21 protein-coding genes are annotated in these 21,968 nt (G+C 68.5%); 6 read left to right on the plus strand and 15 right to left on the minus strand.

What is annotated here, in order from left to right:
• Positions 1-107: 107 nt before the first annotated feature.
• The 9 genes from ACVOJ1_RS15895 to ACVOJ1_RS15935 all read right to left on the minus strand — a co-directional run bounded on the left by ACVOJ1_RS15895 (position 108) and on the right by ACVOJ1_RS15935 (position 10,424).
• Positions 108-1,406: a DUF58 domain-containing protein gene (locus ACVOJ1_RS15895; protein WP_065174310.1), complete on the minus strand. Its 1,299-nt coding sequence runs from the start codon at positions 1,404-1,406 to the stop codon at positions 108-110.
• The gene (locus ACVOJ1_RS15900) at positions 1,403-2,389 is read right to left on the minus strand and encodes an AAA family ATPase (protein ID WP_053517976.1); all 987 of its coding nucleotides are present in this window, start codon (positions 2,387-2,389) and stop codon (positions 1,403-1,405) included. Before ACVOJ1_RS15900 ends, ACVOJ1_RS15895 begins: the two co-directional genes overlap by 4 nt.
• Positions 2,386-3,570 (minus strand): DUF4350 domain-containing protein, encoded by a 1,185-nt coding sequence (locus ACVOJ1_RS15905; protein WP_065174311.1) that lies wholly within the window; start codon positions 3,568-3,570, stop codon positions 2,386-2,388. The genes ACVOJ1_RS15900 and ACVOJ1_RS15905 overlap by 4 nt, the downstream gene beginning before the upstream one ends.
• A complete protein-coding gene (locus tag ACVOJ1_RS15910) occupies positions 3,567-5,156 on the minus strand; it encodes a DUF4129 domain-containing protein (protein ID WP_053517978.1) in 1,590 nt (529 codons plus the stop codon). The genes ACVOJ1_RS15905 and ACVOJ1_RS15910 overlap by 4 nt, the downstream gene beginning before the upstream one ends.
• The gene (locus tag ACVOJ1_RS15915; protein ID WP_053517980.1) at positions 5,146-6,138 is read right to left on the minus strand and encodes a stage II sporulation protein M; all 993 of its coding nucleotides are present in this window, start codon (positions 6,136-6,138) and stop codon (positions 5,146-5,148) included. The genes ACVOJ1_RS15910 and ACVOJ1_RS15915 overlap by 11 nt, the downstream gene beginning before the upstream one ends.
• Positions 6,135-6,824 carry an RDD family protein gene (locus ACVOJ1_RS15920; RefSeq protein ID WP_053517981.1) on the minus strand — a complete coding sequence of 230 codons (690 nt, stop codon included), beginning with the start codon at positions 6,822-6,824 and terminating at the stop codon, positions 6,135-6,137. Before ACVOJ1_RS15920 ends, ACVOJ1_RS15915 begins: the two co-directional genes overlap by 4 nt.
• 122 nt (positions 6,825-6,946) lie before the next feature.
• Positions 6,947-7,477 (minus strand): gamma carbonic anhydrase family protein, encoded by a 531-nt coding sequence (locus ACVOJ1_RS15925; protein ID WP_053517982.1) that lies wholly within the window; start codon positions 7,475-7,477, stop codon positions 6,947-6,949.
• Between the two features lie 90 nt (positions 7,478-7,567).
• Positions 7,568-9,457 carry a tRNA uridine-5-carboxymethylaminomethyl(34) synthesis enzyme MnmG gene (gene mnmG / locus ACVOJ1_RS15930; protein ID WP_065174313.1) on the minus strand — a complete coding sequence of 630 codons (1,890 nt, stop codon included), beginning with the start codon at positions 9,455-9,457 and terminating at the stop codon, positions 7,568-7,570.
• Positions 9,458-9,947: 490 nt separating this feature from the next.
• Positions 9,948-10,424 carry a hypothetical protein gene (locus tag ACVOJ1_RS15935; protein ID WP_053517985.1) on the minus strand — a complete coding sequence of 159 codons (477 nt, stop codon included), beginning with the start codon at positions 10,422-10,424 and terminating at the stop codon, positions 9,948-9,950.
• A 156-nt stretch (positions 10,425-10,580) separates the two neighbouring features.
• Here ACVOJ1_RS15935 and ACVOJ1_RS15940 point away from each other — a divergent pair, with 156 nt between their 5' ends.
• Positions 10,581-11,543 carry a pyridoxal-phosphate dependent enzyme gene (locus tag ACVOJ1_RS15940; protein WP_065174314.1) on the plus strand — a complete coding sequence of 321 codons (963 nt, stop codon included), beginning with the start codon at positions 10,581-10,583 and terminating at the stop codon, positions 11,541-11,543.
• Positions 11,540-12,172, plus strand: coding sequence for a YdcF family protein (locus tag ACVOJ1_RS15945; RefSeq protein ID WP_111187213.1), 633 nt, complete (start codon positions 11,540-11,542; stop codon positions 12,170-12,172). Before ACVOJ1_RS15940 ends, ACVOJ1_RS15945 begins: the two co-directional genes overlap by 4 nt.
• A gap of 63 nt (positions 12,173-12,235) precedes the next feature.
• Here ACVOJ1_RS15945 and bioC read toward each other — a convergent pair whose 3' ends face one another.
• The 5 genes from bioC to bioB all read right to left on the minus strand — a co-directional run bounded on the left by bioC (position 12,236) and on the right by bioB (position 17,073).
• Entirely contained in the window at positions 12,236-13,120 is an 885-nt protein-coding gene (gene bioC, locus ACVOJ1_RS15950) for a malonyl-ACP O-methyltransferase BioC (protein ID WP_053517990.1), read from the minus strand.
• An 11-nt stretch (positions 13,121-13,131) separates the two neighbouring features.
• On the minus strand, positions 13,132-13,911 hold the full coding sequence (locus ACVOJ1_RS15955) for an SDR family oxidoreductase (protein WP_053517992.1): 780 nt from the start codon (positions 13,909-13,911) through the stop codon (positions 13,132-13,134).
• 29 nt (positions 13,912-13,940) lie between these two features.
• Entirely contained in the window at positions 13,941-14,720 is a 780-nt protein-coding gene (gene bioH / locus ACVOJ1_RS15960; protein ID WP_065174316.1) for a pimeloyl-ACP methyl ester esterase BioH, read from the minus strand.
• Positions 14,721-14,738: 18 nt separating this feature from the next.
• Positions 14,739-15,962 carry an 8-amino-7-oxononanoate synthase gene (bioF, locus tag ACVOJ1_RS15965; RefSeq protein WP_346480627.1) on the minus strand — a complete coding sequence of 408 codons (1,224 nt, stop codon included), beginning with the start codon at positions 15,960-15,962 and terminating at the stop codon, positions 14,739-14,741.
• 67 nt (positions 15,963-16,029) lie between these two features.
• Positions 16,030-17,073: a biotin synthase BioB gene (gene bioB / locus ACVOJ1_RS15970; RefSeq protein ID WP_346480628.1), complete on the minus strand. Its 1,044-nt coding sequence runs from the start codon at positions 17,071-17,073 to the stop codon at positions 16,030-16,032.
• Between the two features lie 367 nt (positions 17,074-17,440).
• On the opposite strand from bioB, the gene ACVOJ1_RS15975 reads away from it, so the two are divergent.
• The 4 genes from ACVOJ1_RS15975 to ACVOJ1_RS15990 all read left to right on the plus strand — a co-directional run bounded on the left by ACVOJ1_RS15975 (position 17,441) and on the right by ACVOJ1_RS15990 (position 20,151).
• Complete coding sequence (locus ACVOJ1_RS15975) at positions 17,441-18,214, plus strand: hypothetical protein (RefSeq protein ID WP_346480629.1); 774 nt, start codon at positions 17,441-17,443, stop codon at positions 18,212-18,214.
• Between the two features lie 149 nt (positions 18,215-18,363).
• Positions 18,364-19,059 carry a ComF family protein gene (locus tag ACVOJ1_RS15980; RefSeq protein ID WP_111187217.1) on the plus strand — a complete coding sequence of 232 codons (696 nt, stop codon included), beginning with the start codon at positions 18,364-18,366 and terminating at the stop codon, positions 19,057-19,059.
• 58 nt (positions 19,060-19,117) lie between these two features.
• Complete coding sequence (locus ACVOJ1_RS15985; protein ID WP_053518003.1) at positions 19,118-19,669, plus strand: HdeD family acid-resistance protein; 552 nt, start codon at positions 19,118-19,120, stop codon at positions 19,667-19,669.
• Positions 19,666-20,151 carry a SecDF P1 head subdomain-containing protein gene (locus ACVOJ1_RS15990; RefSeq protein WP_346480630.1) on the plus strand — a complete coding sequence of 162 codons (486 nt, stop codon included), beginning with the start codon at positions 19,666-19,668 and terminating at the stop codon, positions 20,149-20,151. The genes ACVOJ1_RS15985 and ACVOJ1_RS15990 overlap by 4 nt, the downstream gene beginning before the upstream one ends.
• Before the next feature lie 7 nt (positions 20,152-20,158).
• On the opposite strand, the gene ACVOJ1_RS15995 is transcribed toward ACVOJ1_RS15990, so the two are convergent.
• Complete coding sequence (locus ACVOJ1_RS15995) at positions 20,159-21,946, minus strand: MFS transporter (protein WP_346480631.1); 1,788 nt, start codon at positions 21,944-21,946, stop codon at positions 20,159-20,161.
• Between the last annotated feature and the right edge of the window lie 22 nt (positions 21,947-21,968).

Raw genomic sequence — 21,968 nt, forward strand, 5'->3', positions numbered from 1 at the left:
GGTTACTCCTGGTGAGCCGGGGGCCCCCCCCCCTCGGTTTTGGTGGGTGGCGCGGGCCCAGGCCGGGGTGGGGGGTTGACCGGGGGGGCTGGCCCCGCCGCTACCGGTCAGAGCAGGCCTTCGCGCTTCACGGCCAGGTAGCGTTCCACCAGCGCGGCCGGCAGGGCATCGGCGGTCACGTCCAGAACCATTACCTTCTCGCTGCGCAGTGCTTCGTGCGCCTTCGCGCGCTGCTGCAGGTACAGCGCCGCGGCGCCGGCCTGCGCGGCGTCCTCCAGCGTATGCACCTCGCCTTCGAGCGCGCCGTCCAGCTCGTGCTCGCGTAGGCTGGCCACGCACACCAGGTGGCGGCGCTGCAGCAGGCGCACCGCGGCCAGGAGGTCCTCGATGTCTTCGTCGCGCACGTTGCTGACCAGCATCACCAGCGCACGGCGTCGCTGGCGCAGGGATACTTCGGTGGCGGCGGCCAGGTAATCGGTGGCCACCGGCTGCGGCTGCAGGTCGTAGCTGGCCCGCAGCAGATGCTCGACGGTGCCCATGCCGCGCTGTGGCTGCACCCACCGACGCTCGCCGCCGACGGCGAACAGGCCAGCCGCATCGCCCTGCCGCAACGCCAGATAGGCGACCACCAGCGAGGCGTTCAAGGCATGGTCGAAGTGCGAGAGTCCGCCTTCGCTGGCCAGCATGCGGCGGCCACTGTCGAGCATCAGCAGCAACTGCTGGTTCTTCTCGTCCTGGTACTCGCGGGAGATCAGCTTGCGTGCGCGGGCGGTGGCCTTCCAGTCGAGCTGGCGCAGGCTGTCGCCGACGCGGTACTCGCGCATCTGGTGGAAGTCAGTGCCTTCACCACGCCGGCGCTTCACGTGGGCGCCCACCAAGCGTGAGGCCTGATCGGCGCTGAACAGCGCGAAGCGGGTCAGCGGCACGAAGTTCGGATAGACGCGGACGTCCAGCAGAGGGGGCAGGGTGCGCTGCTGCCACCACAGGCGCCATGGCGAGCGGATGCGCAGCTGCACGCCCTCGAAGCGGAAGCGTCCGCGCTGCTGCGGCTGCAGGGTGTAGTGCAGCGCGCAGGCATGCCCGGGACGCAGCTGCACGCGCTGGGGTAGCGACTCCAGCGGCCAGCCACCCGGCACCAGATCGAATACCTGCACCCGCATCGGCTCTGTGGTCTGCAGGCGCAGGCCCACCTCGCGGCGCACGCCCAGGGCCAGCGCTTCGGGCAGCTCGCGCTGCACCTGTGGCGACGGTCGCCGGGCCTGCCGCCACAGGTCCAGCAACGCCAGCGTACCGATCACCGTGGCAACCAGTGCCCAGCTCCAGCGCGGCAATGCGCCGGCCAGCACCACGCCTCCCAGCGCAGCCCAGGCCAGCAGCAGGACCAGCAGCAGCGGCGCAGGCCTCATCGGCGCGGTGCTTCCACCTTGGCCAGCAGCGCACCCAGCACATCGTCGGCGTCCTGGCCTTCGATCTGCAGTTCCGGTGCCAGCGCGATGCGGTGGCGCAGCGCCGGACGCGCGATGTCGCGCACGTCATCGGGGGTGACGAAGTCACGACCGGCCAGCACGGCCTGCGCGCGCGCAGCACGCACCAGCGCGATGCTGCCACGCGGTCCAGCGCCCACGGCGATGCCGGGCCATTGCCGGGTGGCAGCGACGATGCGCACGGCGTAGTCGATCACTTCGTCATCGACGGTGATCGCGGCCGTGGCCTGCTGCAGCTGCAGCAGTTCTCCGGCGCCCAGTACGCGCGGCACCCGGCTCAGGTCGAAATCGCTGGCGGCGCGGCCACGGGTGATGGCCGTGACCATGCGTTTCTCGTCCTCCAGCTGCGGATAGTCGATCAGCACCTTCAACAGGAAGCGATCCAGCTGCGCTTCCGGCAGCGGGTAGGTGCCTTCCTGTTCCAGCGGGTTCTGCGTGGCCAGGGCCATGAACGGCGGCGCCAGGGTGAACGCCTTGCCTTCGATGGTCACCTGGCCCTCCTGCATCACTTCCAGCAGTGCGGACTGGGTCTTGGCCGGTGCACGGTTGATCTCGTCGGCCAGCAGCAGGTTGGTGAACACCGGCCCGCGACGGATCTTGAAGCTCTCGCTCTTCGGATCGTAGACGGCGTGGCCGCTGACATCGCTGGGCATCAGGTCCGGCGTGAACTGCACGCGGCCATAGTCCAGTTCCAGTGCCTGCGCCAGTGCGCGCACCAGCAGTGTCTTGCCCAGTCCGGGCACGCCTTCGATCAGGACATGGCCGCCAGCCAGAAGGGCAACCAGGATCTGGTCAAGCACGTCGGCCTGGCCGATGAAGGCGTGGCCGACGGCCTGGCGGATGGCGTCGACGCGTTCGATCAGGCGGGCATTGGCGGCCGCCGGACGTTCGGGGACTTCGGTCATAGCAGGGATCTCATCTGGAGCAGCAAGCGGATGCGCTCGCGCAGGGCGGAGGAATCGTGCGGCGGAGGCGGAGTCAGGGCACTGGCAACGCGGCTGCGCGGCCACTGCAGCAGTTCGGCGATGGCCTGTTCGCGTGGCGCGCCTTCCAGCGCAGCAGCGAGTGGCGCGCGCAGGCGCAGGCGATGCACGAACAGGGCATGCACGGCCTGGTACAGGCGCACGCCCTGGCCGAAGCGCAGCAGCAGTTCGCCGCTGGCGCGCACATGTTCCAGCAGCGAGCGGCGCTCGATCACGGGCGATGGCAACAGGCTGCCGAACCGCTGCGAGCGCGCCCACAGCCAGGCCAGCAGTGCCATCAGCAGCGGTACCCACAGCGGCCAGCCCTGGTAGAACAGGCGCACCCACAGTGACGGCGGACGACTGGCATAGACCAGCCACATGGCGCCCTTGCCGTAATTGGGATCGAGCAGGTAGCGGGTCAGATCGCGGTGGGAACGGTCGTGCAGGCCGTCGCTGGCCTGGCCCTTGGCCGCGGCCATCCGCGCGGCCTGCGACTCCACTTCGCTGCGCATGAAATCCATGTCCGCCAGCACGCTCACCCGGCCTTGGCCGTGACGCAGGCGCGCGAACACCAGGTCGTGCCCGCTGCCCCACCGGCGTTCGGTCCGCGCCTCAGCGGCGAAGCCAAGCGTGAAGCGGCGGCCCTTGCAGAATTCCACGTGGCCGGGATCGTCCTGGACATGGAAGGGCTGGCAGTCGCTGCGCTGGTAAAGGCTGTCCACGCCGAGTGCATCCAGCAGCGGCCCCTGCGTGCTGCCGGCATCGTCCTCGGCCGGCGGCGGCGTGCGCAGCAGCAGATGGCCACCGCCGTCGACCCACGCCAACAGCGCCCTGGCGGCCGGCGCCGGCAGCTCGCTGCTGTCCTGCAGCAGCACCACCGTGTCCTGCGGCCCCAGCGCCATCTGCTGCAGGTCCAGCCGCGGCCGCGCATGCACCTCGATGCCATCGGCGCGCAGCGCCTGCCCGAGCACGTACAGCGGGTTGTAACGGGCCTCGCCCTGCGGTGGCAGCGTGACCGTTTCGGTGACCCGCTCATGGGTACGCATGAACAGGATCGCCAGTGGCACGCCGAGCAGCAGCAGCGTCCCCAGCAACAGTGACCAGAACAGGCGCGGGTTCATGCCTGCCACCCGTACTGCTGGCGCAGGGTCGTGGCCAGCGCATCGAAATCGCCGCGGCTGGGCAGGTGACCACCGTAGGCGGCGTATTGCCACATCCGCACGATGCGCGCGAACAGTTCACGGTCGACGCTGTCGGGCATGCGTCGCGAGGCACGCAGGCACTGCGATTCGGTGGCGCCCGGAGGCAGTGCGATGCCGGCACGCTCGCTGACCGTGCGCACGCTGGCCCGGTACAACAGGGCCAGCGCCTGGCGCGGCCGGCCCTGGTCCCACAGCAGACCAGCCTGGGTCGCCACGTCCGGCGGCAGCACCACCGGCAGCTCGACCTGTTCCTCGACCACGTGCGGCGCCGCTGCGGCCCGGCGGCGGCCCGAGCCGCGCAGCCACGGCAGCCACAACCGTGCAGTCAGCACCAGCACCAGAAGGAGGGCACCGAGCAGGCCCCACAGGCCCCATTCGGCCAATCGCGCCAGCCAGGCGATGCTGCTGCTGCGCGACGTGCGTTGGCTCTGGCTGCTGCCGTCGCGTTCCAGTTCCTTGCGTGCGTCCTTTTTCTCTTCCGCCTCTTCGATCGCTTTCCACTGCGTGACCTGGCGGGTCGGGCGCTGCAATGGATCCTCGTAGGCGCGGCTCACGGCCTGGCGGAAGCCCGCGGTATCCACCGGGGTGTCGCCGAAGATCATGGCGGGTGTATCGCCGGGGTTGATCTGCGGTGCCCGGCGCGCGTCGCTCTTGCGGTTGCTCGATGCGTCACCCTCCTGCGCGTGCACCGGCATGGAGGTGAGCGGCAGTGCCAGGCACAGCAGCAGCGCCAGCGACGAGGCAACCGGCAGCAGGCGTTCGCGCAGCCGGCGCAGGGCGATCTCCACGTCCCAGGCTTCCATCTGTGTACGTCGATTCAAGTACAGGCCGAACCCTGCACCGACGTAGAACGGTCCGATCAGTACGGAGGCCAGCCAGCAGGCCAGATTGAATCCCAGCTTCGCCCAGGCGGGCGTGTCCTTGCCGATCATGTCCCAGGCCGCGCGCCAGGAATCGGAGAGCAGCTCGAACGGGATGAACATGAACACCGCGCCGATCGCGCCTGCGACCAGTACGCCCTCGAACACCATGCAGGCTACGGTCAGCACCAGCGCCGGACCCGCCGCGCCGGCTGCGACCGCGCGCCGGCGCGGGCCACGCTGTTCGGCGGTGTTGCCCTCCAGCAGGTTGACCGGCAGGCACAGGCTGCGCAGCACGCTGAAGCGACGCCAGCCCAGGTAGCCCCAGAAACCACGGTTGCCCCACTGCCGCTGTGCCCGCAGGGCGGCCAGGGCGGTGACCGGCTCGCCGAACACACCGCGTGACAGCACATACAGCGGCGCGCGTTCGAACACGGGCTTGCACCACCACATCAGCAGCCAGGCCAGGCCGAATGCGTCCAGCCACCAGCCCAGTGCGTTGGCGATCACGAACAGTGGTGCGCTGGCCAGCAGCCAGCTGCCCCACACCGCACGCGCATGCCGGCGGGTCAGCGCGCTGCCCAGCTCCATCGCTTCCCAGCCGCTGCGTGCGCGCAGCACGACGTCCAGGCGATCAATGCGCATCGCCGCCTCCGCGTCCGCCACGCCACAACCACAGCAGCACGCCGGCCCACAGCACCCCGGCCACACTGAACTTGCCCCACGCCGGCACTTCGGCAATGGACGACCAGAACGCCTCCACGAACGCCGCGACCAGCAACATGAAGGCCACGCCCAGGCACAGCCGGGCACCGATGCGGCCACCTTCGACCAGTGCGTCCAGGCGGCTGCGGCGTCCGGGCGCCAGCAGCTTCATGCCCAGCTGCAGACCGGCGCCGCCTGCGATGACGATGGCGGTGAGCTCGAATGCACCGTGGCCGACCACGAAGCGCCAGAAGGGATCACCATGGCCGATGTGCTGCAGGTGGCCGGCCACCGCGCCGATGATGACGCCGTTGAACAACAGCACCAGCAGCGTGCCCAGCCCGGCCAGCAGGCCGCTGGCGAAAGTGCGCAGGGCGATGCTGATGTTGTTCATGATGTAGTGGCCGAACATCATCCAGTCGGTACCGCTGTCGCGGCCCAGGCGTTCGGCAGCCGGGTCGTACATGCGTTCCATTTCGGCGATCTGGCGGTTGTCCATCACCTGGTGGATCAGGTCCGGGTACAGCTGCACCAGCACGAAGCAGCCCACCGCCGGCAGCGCGAACATCGCCAGGGCGGCCCACATGCTGCGTGCCTGGCTGCGCACCAGCAGCGGGAAATCGGCCACCAGGAATTCAAGCGCGCGCCGCCAGCGCGTGGGAGGCGTCCGGTACAGCACGCTGTGGCCCTGCTGCATCAGCTGTTGCAGGCGCTGCACCAACTGCGGGCTGTAGCCCCGCTCACGGGCCAGTGCCAGCTGCTGGCACAGCCGCCGGTAACGCTGTGGAAACGCAGTGTCGTCCAGCGTGGTGGCCGCGGGCTGGCGGCGGCGACGGCGGGAGGCGCCGGCACGCAGCAGCAGCCACTGCTCCAGGTCCAGCCATTCCTGCTGATGGCGGGCGACGAACTGTTCCTGCTTCATCGCCGTCCCAGCAACCAGTTGGCCATCGCATACAGGCGCAGCACGCCGACCTGGCCATGGGTGCCGGTCAATGGTTCGGCGATGGCGGCCAGTTCCTGCTGGCGGAGCGGTGCCAGCCGCGGGGCACGCTCGGCGAAGGCCAGCAGCGCCGCCTGTTCCTCCGGCCGCAGCGGCTGCGGCGGCGCCAGCACGCTGTCGATGGTGGCCGGCGGCGGCAGGTACAGCGCCGGCGCGTGCACCACCACGGTGCCGGCGACCAGATCGCCCAGGCGGCGGCCGTGCGCGTCGAACAGGCTGCTGAGCAGGCCCAGCGCGTAGGCGAACGGCAGCATGTCGACGGTCCGCAGCAGGTTGCGGGTGATCGCCGCCATCCAGCCCACCGGCGCGCCATCACGGGCCAGCACGCGCAGGCCCAGCGCGCGCTTGCCCGGGGTGCGGCCCCACAGCGCCTCGCAGACGATCGGATACGCCCAGTACACCAGGAACATCAGGGCCAGGTAGAGGCCGGTGCCGAATTCCTTCAACAGTGCCAGCGGGATCGACAGCGCGGCAAGAATCGCGAAACGAATGGCCAGATCGACCAGCCAGGCCAGCGCACGTGGCACCGGACCGGCGGCCGGCAGCTGCAGCGGCACGCCTTCCGGCGTCACCACCTCGCGGTAGGTGTCGAGCATCGGTGCGGCCATCAGAGCGACGGCCTTCGTTGTGGGCGCTGGAGTCCTCTCCGGCTGGCAACCACAGGCATGGGGGTCTCGACAGTTCCTGGTCGGGCCCAGACTTTAGCAGAGCGCGCCGGCAGTCGAGGGCCTCAGCCCAGGTATTCGTCCTTCAGCCGGACGTAGTGGTCGGCCGAGTAATGCAGCGACTCGATCTCCCTGTCGCTCAGCATGCGCGCCGGCCGGGCGGGATTGCCCAGCCAGAGTTCGCCTTCGCCGACCACCTTGCCAGGGCCCACCACTGCACCAGCACCGACGAAGCCGTGGCGCTCCACGCGCGCGCCATCGAGGATGCAGGCGCCCATTCCGATCAGGCTGTAATCGCCGATGCTGCAGGCATGGATGATGCAGCCGTGGCCGACTGTCACGCCTTCGCCGATCAGGGTCGGATGGCCGGCCTTGTTGTACGGGCTGTGATGGCTGACGTGGATGATGGTGCCGTCCTGCACGTTGGTGCGGGCGCCGATGCGGACGAAATTGACGTCGCCACGGATGACGGTACCCGGCCAGATCGAAACATCGTCGGCAAGCTCCACGTCACCAATGAGGGTACACGCCGGGTCGACGTATACGCGTGCGCCGAGCACCGGCATCTTGTCGCGGAAAGGGCGCAGCGGGGTCATCGGTGTCTCCGGAAATCAGGGCGATCGCGACGATGATACGCGGGCCGCTGCGCTCGCCGGGCATGGCCCGGCGCCACCGTCGATGCTGCGTTACGCCACGCGTCCGCGGCGAGCGCGCTCCAGGTGCACCAGCAGCAGCGAGATCGCGGCCGGCGTCATGCCGGGGATGCGCTGCGCCTGGCCAATGGTCTGCGGACGCACACGTTCCAGCTTCTGCAGCACTTCGGCCGACAGGCCACGCACGCTGGCGTAGTCGAAGCCTTCAGCGATCGGCGTGGCTTCGTGCCGCTGCTGGCGCGCGATCTCGTCGCGCTGGCGGTCCAGGTAGCCAGCGTATTTCACGCCGATCTCGACCTGCTCGGCCACCTTGCCATCGGCCACTGCCGGGCCGAGCGAGGGCACCTGCATCAGCTGCGCGTAATCCAGCTCGGGGCGCTTGATCAGGTCGAGCACATTGGTTTCGCGGCTGACAGTCACCCCCAGCGTGTCCTGCACTTCGCGGCCCAGGGCATTGGCCGGGGTCGCCCACAGCGCACCGAGCCGCGCACGTTCGGCGGCTACGGCAGCCTGCTTGGCCTCGAACGCCATCCAGCGCCGATCATCGACCAGTCCCATGTCGCGGCCAACCGGAGTCAGGCGCTGGTCGGCGTTGTCCTCGCGCAGCTGCAGCCGGTACTCGGCGCGGCTGGTGAACATGCGGTACGGCTCGTTGGTGCCGTGGGTGATCAGATCATCCACCAGCACGCCCAGATACGCTTCGTCGCGGCGCGGGCACCAGCCATCCAGGCCGCGCACCTGGCGGGCCGCATTGAGGCCGGCCAGCAGGCCCTGCGCGGCCGCCTCTTCATAACCGGTGGTGCCGTTGATCTGGCCAGCGAAGAACAGGCCGTTGACCAGCTTGGTTTCCAGCGAAGCCTTCAACCCGCGCGGATCGAAGAAGTCGTACTCGATGGCGTAGCCGGGGCGGGTGATGTGCGCGTTCTGGAAGCCCCGGATGCTGCGCACCATCTCCAGCTGCACGTCGAACGGCAGCGAGGTGGAGATGCCGTTGGGATAGATCTCGACGATGCCCAGCCCCTCAGGCTCGACGAAGATCTGGTGGCTGGCCTTTTCGGCGAAGCGCACCACCTTGTCCTCGATGGAGGGGCAGTAACGCGGGCCGATGCCTTCGATCTGGCCGCTGTACAGCGGCGAGCGGTGCAGGGCGTCACGGATGATCTGGTGGGTCTGCTCGGTGGTATGGGTGATCCAGCAGCTGACCTGCTGCGGATGTTCGTCCACCGAGCCGAGGAAGGACATCACCGGCCGCGGCGTATCACCGGGCTGCTCGTCCATCACGCTGTAATCCAGCGAGCGGCCGTCGATGCGCGGTGGCGTGCCGGTCTTCAGGCGGTCGACCTGGAACGGGCGCTCGCGCAGGCGTGCGGCCAGCGTGGTGGCCGGCGGATCGCCCATGCGGCCGGCGGCGTACTGGGTCGGACCGACGTGGATCTTGCCGGCCAGGAAGGTGCCGGCGGTCAGCACCACCGCCTCCGCATCGAAGCGCAGGCCGGTCTGGGTGATGACGCCGCGCACGGCGTCGCCCTCGATGACCAGATCATCGACGGCCGCCTGGAACACGGTCAGGTTGGCCTGGCCCTCGACGAGGGCGCGGATCGCCATGCGGTACAGGTTGCGGTCGGCCTGGCAGCGGGTGGCGCGCACCGCCGGACCCTTGGAGGCATTGAGCGTGCGCCACTGGATGCCGGCGCGGTCGGCGGCATGCGCCATCGCCCCGCCAAGCGCGTCGATCTCCTTGACCAGATGGCCCTTGCCGATACCGCCGATGGCCGGATTGCAGCTCATCGCGCCCACCGTTTCGATGTTGTGGGTCAGCAGGAGGGTGCGCACGCCGGTGCGGGCCGCGGCCAGCGCGGCCTCGGTGCCGGCGTGGCCACCGCCGATGACGATGACGTCGTAACGATGGAAGGAGTGGGTCATGGGGGCGGAGTCGATGGGGGCGGGCGCGGCCGGAGGCGGTGCCGGGGTGGCGATTTTAGCGCCATTCGGCAGGGCGACGCCCGGAGAAGCCAGGGCCGGACGAAATTGACCCTAAAGTTGGCAGGATTTTTGCAGATAACCCAATAGCACCCATCGTGGCTGGCGCCGAAGGCGCCCGTGACCGGAATTGGAACAGGGGCCGGTACAGGCGCACGATGGGGGAGCAGAGGGCCGGCAGTCGGGGGACTGTCCGGCCCTGTTTTTCTTCGCGGAAGGCATCCGCAAAAACAGACGGCCCCGCATTGCGGGGCCGTCTGCCTTCAGAGGTGCCGACATCCGACAGGGCCGGAACAGGGGGGATCCAGATGTTCCTGTCGGATATCGACGTAGAGCTTTCCGCGACGGCCCATACCGCTTCTTGTCACTTTGTGACGCGGGCCGTCACAACCGCTTTAGATTGCCGCTTGGACCGTGTGAAATGCAAGACGGTTCAGCGCTCAAGTGTGCGCTGCGTCGCACGATCCATGTTGCGCCAGGGGGAACCGTTCATCCTGGGCGCACTCGGTGCCGGCGCCGGGCGGGCCGGCGGTGCCGGGCGCTGCACGCTCGGCTGCGGCGGGCGTCGCATCGAGTCCATGTTCCGCCACGGTGAACCACCATTGTTCTCGCGAGGCGGACGCGGCGGACGGTTCTCGCCATTGCCCGGCGGGCGCGGTGGCGGGCGGTGATTGTGCGGTGGACGATAGATCGGACGCGAGTAATACGGGTAGCCATAGCCGCCGTAATAGCCGCCATAGCCTCCGTAGTACGGGCCGTAGTTGTAGGGATAGCCGGCGGGGTAGCGGTACTCCACCGACGGCGCACCGTGGTAGTAGCTGCCGCTGCGGCCACCGCCGACATAGTCGTAGGTGGTGCAGCCGGTCAGGGCCAGCAACAGGCCACCGGCAAGCATCAGGCGCGTTTTCATGTGGGTCCCCCCAGAACGGGTGTGCAGTCAGCTTCGGGCGTGGGCATTGAATCGGCCCTTAATTCCACCACCCAGGATGAATGGCGGCGAAGGCCTGCATGCTGGCATGACCCGTGCCGGGGTCGCCAGCACGAGGGCATACGTTAATCTTGCGTCATGAGCGATTCACTGTTGCCCCGTGCCGAAGATGTCCTGGCTGCCGCCGCGAGGATCGCGCCGCACGCAAGTGTGACGCCGGTGCTGCGCTCGCGCACCCTCGACACGCTTGCCGGCGCACGCCTGGCCTTCAAGGCCGAGCACCTGCAGCGGGGCGGCGCGTTCAAGTTCCGGGGCGCCTGCAACGCCGTCTGGTCGCTGTCGGACGAGCGCGCCGCACGAGGTGTGGTCACCCATTCATCGGGAAATCATGGCGCGGCCCTGGCGCTGGCGGCACGGACGCGGGGCATTCCCTGCCATGTGGTGGTGCCCGAGGGCGCTGTCGCCGCCAAGCTGGCCAACATCGCGCGCCATGGAGCCACGCTCTGGCGTTGCGCGCCGACCATTGCCGAGCGTGAGGCCACCTGCGCCAGGGTGCAGGCCGACACCGGTGCAACCCTGGTGCACCCGTATGCCGATCCGGCGGTGATGGCAGGGCAGGGCACCGCTGCGCTGGAACTGCTGCACAGCGACGGGCCGTTCGACGTGCTAGTGGTGCCAGTGGGCGGTGGTGGCCTGGCCAGCGGTACTGCGCTGGCGCTGCAGCTGGCCGGCCCGCAGACCCGGCTGGTGCTGGCCGAACCGGCTGGTGCCGACGATACCGCCCGCTCGCTGGCCGCTGGCGAGCGGCAGGGCGCGTTCACCCCCGATACCGTCTGCGATGGCCTGCGCACCCTGATCGGTGCGCCCAACTTCGCGCTGCTGCGTGCTGCCGGGGCGGAGGTCATCGTGGTCGACGACGCCGCCACCCTGGCGGCGATGCGCCTGCTGTGGGAGGTGCTCAAGCAGGTGGTTGAACCGTCTTCGGCGACGGTGCTGGCGGCGGTGCTGTCCCAGCCGGAACGGTTTGCCGGGCAGCGGGTGGGCCTGGTGCTGTCCGGTGGCAACGTCGATCTTCCCGCCCTGCGCTGGGGCATGCCTTGAGCCGCGGCCGGCACCGCGAGCGTACCGGCCTGTTCGGTTGGGCGTGGCGGCTGTTCGTGCTGCTGGTGATCTGGCTGCTGGGCGTGACCGCATGGATCGTCTGGGTGGGAGAGCGCGATCAGGCCGCCCAGGCCGATGCGATCATCGTGCTCGGTGCGGCCGCCTATGACGCCAAGCCGTCGCCGGTCTTCGAGGAGCGCATCCGTCATGGCCTGGACCTGTACGAGGCCCGGTATGCACCGCTGCTGATCTTCACCGGGGGGTATGGCGGCAGCGGCGCCCGCTTCTCCGAATCGCAGGTGGCGCGGCGCTATGCGCTCAAGCACGGCGTTCCGGACGACGCGATCCTGATTGAAACCGCTTCGCGCAACACCGTGCAGAATCTGATCGAGGCCAAGCGGCTGATGGACCAGCGCAACCTGCACCGGGTGATCATCGTCAGCGATCCGCTGCACATGGCACGCGCGCTGCGCCTGAGCCGGGCGCTGGGCATCGATGCGCTGGCGTCATCGACGCCGAGCACCCGCTTCCGGAGCTTCCACACCAGCTGGCGTTTCCTGCTGCAGGAAATCTATTTCTTCCATCGCGATCTGGTGCGGCCACCGCTGAGTTCGCCGGCCAATACCTGAGCGGCTGCCGCCTGCGTTGGGTGGGTGCCGACCTTGGTCGGCACATCACCCGTGATCGATCGATCAGGTCTGCTTGCGACGGATCGGAATGGCCGACACCGGTACCGAGGCCACGTCGTGGCCGCCTTCGCGGATCGGTGCGCCCGGGTCCGGTGCCCAGGCATGGGCATAGATCACTTCCCAACTGCTGGGCAGCGTGCCATCGGCACGGCGCATCGGCTCGTAGGCGGCCGCCGCAGCGGCGAAGCGCCCGCGGCCGGTCAGCGTATGCCGACGGTCCACCCGTGCATTGGTCGCGCCCATCGCCCGCAGTTCGCGCATCAAGGCGGGCAGATCCTCGTAGGTCAGGGTGAACAGGTCGCGGTCCAGCACGGGGTCGCGGAAGCCGGCCATCATCAGCGCGTCGCCGAACTGTGCGATCTGCGCGAAACGGCTGACGTGCGGGCGATCATCGGCAGCAGCGAACGCTTCGTTGAGCTCGATCAGGGTTTCCGGTCCGAAGGTCGAGCACAGCAGCAGGCCGCCGGGCTTGAGCACGCGGCGGAAGCCGGCGAACACCGCAGGCAGATCGTCCACCCATTGCAGGCAGAGATTGCTGAAGATCACATCGACACTGTTGTCGGCCAGCGGCAACGCCGCCGCATCGGCGCACAGGCGCTGGAAGGGCTTCCACCACCCGGCCTGGCGCCTGGCCTGATCAAGCATCGGCAGGGCGATATCCAGCGCGATCACCTGTGCCTTCGGCCAGCGCTTTTTCATCAGTGCGCTGGCATGGCCGGTACCGGCACCGATGTCCAGCACCACCTCGGGCCTGCGTGCCTCCAGGTAGTCCAGCGATTCCACCAGCCGTGACTGCACTTCGCGCTGCAGGGCAGCGGCGGCGTCGTAGCTGCTGGCGGCGCGGGAGAACGCACGGCGCACATGGCGGGGATCGAAGTGGGACGGCATTGCAGAATCTCTCAGAACGTACCGGGGTAGGCGCCGCCATCGATCAGCAGGTTCTGCCCGGTGATGTAGCCGGCCTGTGCGCTGCACAGGAAAGCGCAGGACGCGCCGAATTCGTCGGCGGTGCCGAAGCGGCCGGCGGGGATCTGCTGGCGGCGGCGCTCGGCGATCTCTCCGGCATCGCCATCCTTGCCCGCGCTGTGGGCGAAGTTGGCGCGCAGGCGATCAGTGTCGAACTGGCCAGGCAGCAGATTGTTGAGGGTGACGTTGTGGGCGACCGTGCGCCGCGACAGACCGGCGACGAAGCCGGTCAAGCCACTGCGCGCGCCGTTGGACAACGCCAGGGTATCGATCGGCGCCTTCACCGCCGACGAGGTGATGTTGACGATACGGCCGAAGCCGCGTTCGATCATCGCGTCCACGGTGGCGCGGATCAGCGCGATCGGGGCCAGCATGTTGGCGTCCAGTGCAGCGATCCAGTCGTCACGCTCGAAGCTGCGGAAATCGCCCGGCGGCGGCCCGCCCGCGTTGTTGACCAGGATGTCCACCTGCGGGCAGGCGGCCAACGCAGCGGCACGTCCGGCTTCTGTGCTGACGTCGGCAGCGACCGCGTGCACCTCGCCGGCGCCGGGCAGTGCGCGCAGATGCTCGGCGGCGGCCTGCAGCGCTGCTTCGCCGCGCGCAACGATCACCACGTTCACGCCTTCGCGCACCAGTGCGCGCGCGCATCCCAGGCCCAGCCCCTTGCTTGCACCGCAGACCAGGGCCCAGCGGCCCTTGATACCCAGATCCATGCGTCAGCCCTGCGCAGTTCGAAGGAACGTCATTGTCCGTCATCCGCCGGTGTCAGGCCGGCAACGAAGCGTTGCAGGACGGCGGCCACTTCGTCGGCGTGGCCGAGGAAGGGGGCGTGGCCGCCGTGAGCGATGGTCAGCGCCTGTCCGCCGGGCGCGAGCGCCGCTGCAGCCTGTATGGCGGCCGGTGGCACCAGCCTGTCGCGTTGACCGGCGATCCACAGGCTGGGCTTGCCCAGTGCCGGCAGGGCGCCGCGCAGGTCGGTGCTTTCCAGCAGCTGCAGACCCTCCCGCAGGGCGCGTGCGGTCGGTGCACCGCGTTCCACCAGGCGCTGGCGCAGGGTGCGCAGTTCCTCGCGGGCGTGCGCCGAACCCATTACATCCAGGGCCAGGAATCGTTCCAGCGTGCCACCGAAATCGCCGGCCAGCTCACGGCCGAACTGCTCGAACACGGCCGGCTCCACCGCATGCGGCCAGTCGTCGCCGCGCACGAAGCGGGGCGTGGCAGCGATCATCGCCAGTCCCCGCACTTTCGGCAGGGTCGCCGCGGCATGCAGTGCGAACAGCCCGCCCAGCGACCACCCGCACCACACCGCCGGTGGCGTGGCGGCGGCGATCGCGTTGACCACGAAGGGCAGGCGCAACGGCGTGGTGTCCCCGCGGCTGTGGCCGTGTCCGGGAAGATCGACCAGGTGCAGGGTGAACTGCTGCGCCAGGCGCTGGACCAGCGGCGCGAACACACCGCCCTGCAGGGCCCAGCCGTGGATCAGTACCAGGTCCGGCCCCTGGCCGGCGACTTCGATATGCATGCGGAAACCAGCCGAACCTCAAGCCAGGGCCGGCAACGGCGGTGGCGCGGCCTCGCGCGGCGTGATCGAGAGGCGATCACGCGCGCTGGCGATGGCCTCGACCAGCCCCCGCACCTGGTCTGCCGTGTGCAGGGCAGAGAGGGTGACGCGCAGGCGTGCCTTGCCCTCTGGAACGGTCGGCGGGCGAATCGCTCCGACCAGCCATCCCGCCTGCTCCAGCGCCCTGGACAGCGCCAGTGCGGTGTGGTCATCGCCGCACAGCAGGGGCTGGATCGGTGTCTCCGATGCCATCAGGTCCAGCCCGTGGCGGCGCGCTTCGCCGCGGAAGAGTGCGATCAGGTCGACCAGCTTGGTGCGGCGCCAGTTGTCGCGGCGTGCCAGGCGCACTGCTTCCAGTGCCGCCGCCGCCAGCGCCGGCGGCATCGCGGTGGTGTAGATGTAGGGGCGGGCGGTTTCGGCCAGATGCTCGATCAGGTCTTCGCGGCCCAGCACCACCGCGCCGGCGCTGCCCAGCGCCTTGCCCAGGGTGACCAGTTGCAACGGCACGTCGTCCACGCCCAGACCGGCGGCCGCCACCGTGCCCCGGCCATCGCCGACCACGCCAACGCCATGTGCATCGTCCACATAGAACAGTGCCTGCTGCAGGCGCGCGACCAGTGACAGTGCGCGCAGCGGCGCGACGTCGCCGTCCATGCTGAAGACACCATCGGTGGCCAGCATCGCTGCGCCATCGGCTGCGTGCCTGAGCTGGCGCATGGCCCCTTCCGCATCCAGGTGCGGATAGCGGCGCAGGCGTGCGCCCGCCAGCCGCGTGGCATCGAGCAGACTGGCGTGATTGAGCTTGTCCTGCACGCAGACGTCGTTCTCTTCGCTCAGCAGCGCCTGCTGCACCGCCAGGTTGGCGGCAAAACCGCTGCCGAACAGCAGTGCGCGCGGGTAGCCCAGCCACTCGGCCATTTCGCGTTCCAGAGCATCGTGCATCGCGTGGTGGCCGCAGACCAGGTGCGATGCGCCGGCCCCGGCGCCTTCGCGGGCGGCCGCGTCCTGCAATGCATTGACCACGCTGAACTGCTGGGCCAGGCCCAGATAGTCGTTGCTGCAGAAGCCGGTCAGCCAGCGGCCTTCCACTTCCAGGCAGACGCCATCGCGGCGGGTGACCGTGCGCCGTGGGCGGCGACGACCTTGGGCATCGCGCAGCGCGCGCTGGTCCTGGATGCGGGCGGTGAGGTCGGGGCGGGCCATGGCGGCGGGAGGCGGCGACGGGGCGGCTAGGGTAGCGCGTTGCCGCGACGCCTGCTCGGGCCCCGTCTCAGGCTGCGTGAGCGCAGCCGCAGCCGGGTGCAACGCTGCCGATATCGGCATGTACGGTACCGCCGTGGTCGTGGCCCTCGGCGTCCACCTGCACCGCCATCGGCTGCAGGCCCAGCCGCGCGAACAATGCCAGATCGCGCTCGCTTTCCGGGTTGCCGGTGGTCAGCAGCCTGTCGCCATAGAAGATGGAGTTGGCGCCGGCCAGGAAGCACAGCGCCTGCAGTTCGTCGCTCATCGCCTCGCGGCCGGCCGACAGGCGCACCATCGAACGCGGCATGGCAATGCGTGCCACCGCGATCATGCGCACGAACTCGAACGGGTCCAGTTCGGCACTGCCGTGCAGCGGCGTACCGGCCACCTGCACCAGTCTGTTGATCGGCACCGAATCCGGATGGGCCGGCAGCGTGGCCAGGGCCAGCAGCAGGCCCACGCGCTGCGCCCGCGTCTCGCCCATGCCGACGATGCCGCCGCAGCAGGTCTTCAGGCCTGCATCCCGCACGTGTTCCAGCGTGTCCAGGCGGTCCTGGTACTGGCGGGTCTGGATGATCGAGTCGTAGTAGTCCGGCGCGGTGTCGAGGTTATGGTTGTAGTAGTCCAGGCCGGCGTCCTTCAGTGCCCGTGCCTGGTCGCCACTGAGCATGCCCAGCGTTGCGCAGGTTTCCAGGCCCAGTGCCTTCACCCCGGCAATCATCGCCGCCACTTTCGGGATGTCGCGATCCTTCGGCGACCGCCAGGCCGCGCCCATGCAGAAGCGCGACGCACCGGCAGCCTTGGCCTGGCGCGCCTTGGCCAGCACGGCTTCGGTGTCCATCAGCTTCTGTGCGTTGACGCCGGTGCTGTAGCGCTGGGCCTGCGGGCAATACGCGCAGTCCTCCGGGCAGCCGCCGGTCTTCACCGACAGCAGCGTGGAGACCTGCACCCGGGCGGGGTCGAAGTGCTCGCGATGGACCGCAGCGGCCCGGAACAACAGGTCGGGGAGGGGAAGTTCGAACAGCGCCTGCAGTTCATCGTGTTGCCAGTCGTGGCGGATGGCAGTGGCCATGGCGGGACCCGGGTACGAGTGGAGCGAGGGCGGCAGTGTGGAGGGGGGCGGGAGGCCTGTCAACCAATCTATTGCAATTTAAGTTTACATCGGGCGGCCGGACGGGATCTGCGCGCGTAGCGGCACCGTCAGGGCTGTGAGTGGCCAGCCAGACCGCGGCTGTCGCTGGCGTCGGCAGTGGGTCGCGCCTTCGTTGGGGGCGGATCCACATTCGCTGTGCGCGGACCTCCATTCCTCTCATCGCCCCGGAGCAATGACAGCACCGCTCATTTCGCTTACTTCTATGCGCTGGAGGGCCATGCATGGAAGAGCACGGGGAGGTTCCGATGCCGGAAATGCTGGCGAACAATCAACCCAGGAGAAGTACATGTTCGAGAGCCACTATGTCTGCTATTTCTTCATGCAGTGGGGATACATGCAGGGGCTGAGGCGGGTGCCGCTGGAGCATGCGCTGCTGGGCAACATGCAGAATGATTTCGACGCGAAGTTCGGCGATGTCTGTGGAGAAGCGGGCGCACGATTCTTCATCATCGAATTCAAGTCGGACCGCAAGCTGTTCCGCACGGAAGTGGGGACATCGGGAAAACTCCATCGATCAAGGCTCTACCAGCATCTTCGCCACGATGGCCGCTGCCGGGATCTGGCGAACCTTGGCCATTTTGGGTGCTATCCCGTGGAAGGTCAGTCACTCGCCTTCGAGCCGTACGCACACTGTCCCGCGCCACAGCTCAGCAGAGCGGAGCTTTTGGAAGCTGGTCTGGCGACATCGGCCGATTCGCCCTGGAACCAGCTGAATTACCAGGACTGGGTTATTGACTTCCAAACGTTCTATCAGAAGGTCGTACTGTCGGGCGATGAGATGAATGCGTACCATACAGACAGTTTCAAGACCGGCCTTGGCCTGAGTCGGCCGCAGCTGGAGGAGTATGTGCGGTGCATGTATGAGCACCTGAGCTACTTTGAAGACGAGCAGGGCCAAGCTGTCCTCGGCGCGCTCTGCCCCGCATCCGGAAAGGTCTTCATGTTCGAGGACAGTCTGGAGAATCTTCTGAAACGGCTGCATCGCTGCCTGGCCGAATTCAGGGCAACGCTCCATCATGACCACGAGGACCCCCGAGGGACGCGCGGCCCGTCAAGGTGAGACAGCGAAACCGTGATTGGGGCCGTGCCGTAGCGGCTGACCCGCAGTCCAGCTGAGTACCCGTCGGCACACGATGACGGGCATTTCACCGACCCATGTCTGGTCCTTCCGCCGATGGCGTCGCTGCCTGCCATGCGCGAGCCTGCGGCATGCGCATCGTCCACCGCATTGTCGCCGGGGCCCCGTTGCAGCGGCTGCTGCGCCTGCTGATTCCGCTGCGCTGCCTGGTCTGCAACGACCCGGGTCACGACGAGCTGGATCTCTGTGCGGCCTGCTACGCCGGACTGCCGTGGTCGGGTCGCGCCTGCCTGCGCTGCGCGCTGCCGCTGCCGGATGCGGCCCTGACCGTCTGCGGCAGCTGCCGCGAGGAGGCACCACCGCAGCTGGCCACGCACGCGAGCCTGCTGTACCTGCCGCCGGTGGACCAGCTGCTGGTGCGCTACAAGTTCCATCAGGACCTGGCGGCCGGACGCCTGCTCGCGCAGCTGATGCAACGCGCGCCGCCGCCCTGGTCGTGCGCGCCGCTGGTGCCGGTGCCATTGCATGATCGGCGCCTGCGCCTGCGTGGTTACAACCAGGCCGCCGAACTATGCCGGTTGCTGCCGATGCCGGTCTGGCAGGGCCTGTACCGTCGTCGGCATACGGCACCACAATCCGAACGCACGGCCGAACAGCGCAGGGACAACCTGTTCGACGCCTTCGATGCACATGCGCCGGTGCCGCCGCGGCTGACCGTGGTCGATGATGTGATGACCACCGGCAGCACCGTGATGGAAATCGCTGAGACACTGCGCTGCGTGGGTGCCGCAGAGGTGCGCGTGTGGGTCTGCGCACGGGTTCCGTGATCGCCCTCTTCATCGCCAGGGGCTAGGATGAAGCCGATTCCGGATCGAAGGAGTGGTCATGAATTCCCCCTTGTCTCCCCTGTTGTCGGCGGTCGGTCGCAGCTGGTGGATCCTGCTGCTGTATGGCCTGGTCGCACTCGGCTTCGGCATCATCGCGATCGGCTGGCCGCTGTCGGCGGCGACGGCCCTGGCCTGGACGCTGGGCGTGATGGCCATCATCGAAGGTGTCATCAGCCTGTTCGCGCTGATCAGCGGTGGCAGCGGTGCCTCGCGTGGCTGGCTGGCGCTGTATGCCATCGCCTCGCTCGGTTTCGGCATTCTGGCGGTGATCAATCCGCTCGCCACCGCCAGTGTGCTGGTGCTGTTCCTGGCGGCGTGGCTGCTGGTGGCCGGCATCTATCGCATCGTGTACGCAATCCGCGTGCGCAGGCAGATCCAGGGCGAGTGGTTGCTGATACTCAGTGGTGTGCTGGCGGTGGTGCTGGGCTTGTTGTTTGCGGCCAATCCCTACGCGGGCGTGGCCGTGACCACGCTGTGGATCGGCATCGGCAGCCTGCTGTATGGGCTGCTGCAGGTGCTGGTGGCATTCAAGCTGAGGAAGCTGAAGTGAGGTGGGCGGGTTCGTTTCTGCTGGTCGCGGTGCTGGGCCTGGCCGGTTGCATGCCCGGCGCAACAGCGGATGCGGAGGCTGGCAGGGATCATGCGCCGCGTCCGGGCGTGGATGTGCGTCTGAGCGCGATCGATGCTGCCGGCAACGGCACGGCGGTACAGTGGCAGGGTGAAACACTCGCGCTGCGTGAGCCGCCGATTGCCGGCAGTGCCGACATCGCCGATGTCCGTTACGTGCTGGACCAGAGCCAGCAGCCCGGCCTGCAGATCCGCTATCGCAAGGAGGCACAGCAGCGCATCCACGATGGCACGGCCGCACTGGTGGGGAAGCGGGTGGCGATCAGCGTGGATGGCCGCTTGCTGACGGTGGCGACGGTGAGTGGTCCGTTCGGCGAATCGATGATGTTGAGTGGCCTGCCCAGCGTGGCCGAGGCGCAGGAACTGGCATGGCACATCACCGGCCAGCGGGTGCCGGCGCCCTGAACCCTGCTCAGCGCTGCCTGGTCGCGAATCTGGCCTCGATTTCCTCCAGCGACCTGCCCTTGGTTTCCGGCAGCCAGAACGCAGCCACCAGGAAGAACACGAATGTGCATGCCGCCCAGAACAGGAACATGCTGGCGTAGCCATAGTGGCCCACGGTCGGCAGGAAGATCGCGGCGATGGTGGTGGACACGAACTGATTGATCAGCAGCGCGATGCTCATGCCATTGGAGCGGATCCGGTTGGGCATCAGCTCGGACAGTGCCAGCCATACGCAGACGCCAGGGCCCACCGCGAAGAAGGCAACGAACACGAGGATGCAGGCGGCCACCGCCCAGCCGTGGGCCGGCGTTGGCACCGGCCCGATCCGCGCCTGCTCGATGCGCAGTGGTGCGTGCGCTGCGCCGGCCGGGTCTGCGAACGGATTCAGGTGCAGGGTGCGGAAGAAGGCGCCGATGACGCTGTCCGGCTGCACGGTGCCGGCACGGTCGATGCGCAGCTCGCGATCGATCAGGTTGTCACTGCGCAGTGCGCGCACGTTGGTGAAGTCGCCATAGGCGTAGGAGATGGTCAACTGCATCGGACGGCCTTCGCTGTCGATGCCGTCAGTGAGGCGTTGCCACTGCGCCTCGTCCAATACCAGATGCAGGCCATCGCCGCTGGCTGCGGCCTGCAGCTGCGGCTGCACATCGGCGCGGCCGCGTTCGGCCTGGAAAAACAGGGTGGCGGCGGCCAGCAGCGCCACGCAGATACCGCCGCTGCCGAGCATCAGCAGGAACTTGCGGCCCTTGCGATCGACCAGCAGCAGCGCGACCACGGTCATCACCGCATTGAGCAGCTTGATCGCCACGTCGGCGCCATTGGCCACCGAACCGGACAGGCCCGCCTGGTTGAGGATGTTCACCGCATAGGCGAGCACCGAGTTGATGCCGGTGGCCTGGGTGCAGGCCAGGACCACGCAGGCCAGCACGAACGGCACCACGTAGCGGCGGCTGAGCAGCGGATCACGCCTGCCGTTCGTGCCACTGGATTCCGGTGCCTGGATGCGCGCGAGCGTGGGCTCGACCTCGGCGGCAGGCAGCACCCGCAGCAGGCTGCGACGGGCGTCGTCCACCCGACCACGGCGGACCAGCCAGCGCGGCGACTCCGACAGCCAGAAAATGCCGGCACAGAACACCAGGCCCGGCGTCAGGCAGCTCCAGAAGATGGTCCGCCACGCATGGTCCTTCACGGCGAACAGTTCCTGCGCCTGCTGTGCCAGCGGCAGCGAGCGCACGGTTTCGGCAGCGGCATCCACGGTCTGGGCGTGGTACAGGCCGATCAGCGCCGCCAGCACGAGTCCGATGGTCAGCAGCAGCTGGAACATCGCTGCACCCCGGCCACGCCGCTCCGGACTGAGCACCTCGGCCAGGTACAGGGGTACCACCACTCCGATCAGGCCGCCGCTGATGCCCTGCAGCAGTCGGCCCAGCAGCAGCGGCGTGTAGCCCGAAGCGAGCGCCATGATGGGAATGGAGGCGGTGAACAGAACGCCAGCCAGCAGCATCGCGCCGCGGCGTCCGATCAGGTCGGCCACCATGCCGGCAAACAGTGAGGACAGCACACTGCCCAGCAGAACGGCTGCAACAACGAATCCCAGCTGCTGGCTGCTGAGCTGCCAGGCCTGGCTGGCGGTCGCTTCCAGATAGGGCAGGGCACCGGCAATGATGCCGATATCGATGCCGTACAGCAGGCCGCCGAGGCCGCCGATGAAGAGCAGATAGCGTACGGGCCAGCGCGGAGCGGTGCTTGCAGTCATCGGCAGTTCCTGTGGTAGCGCC

The organism is Stenotrophomonas sp. STEN225, from assembly GCF_056756445.1.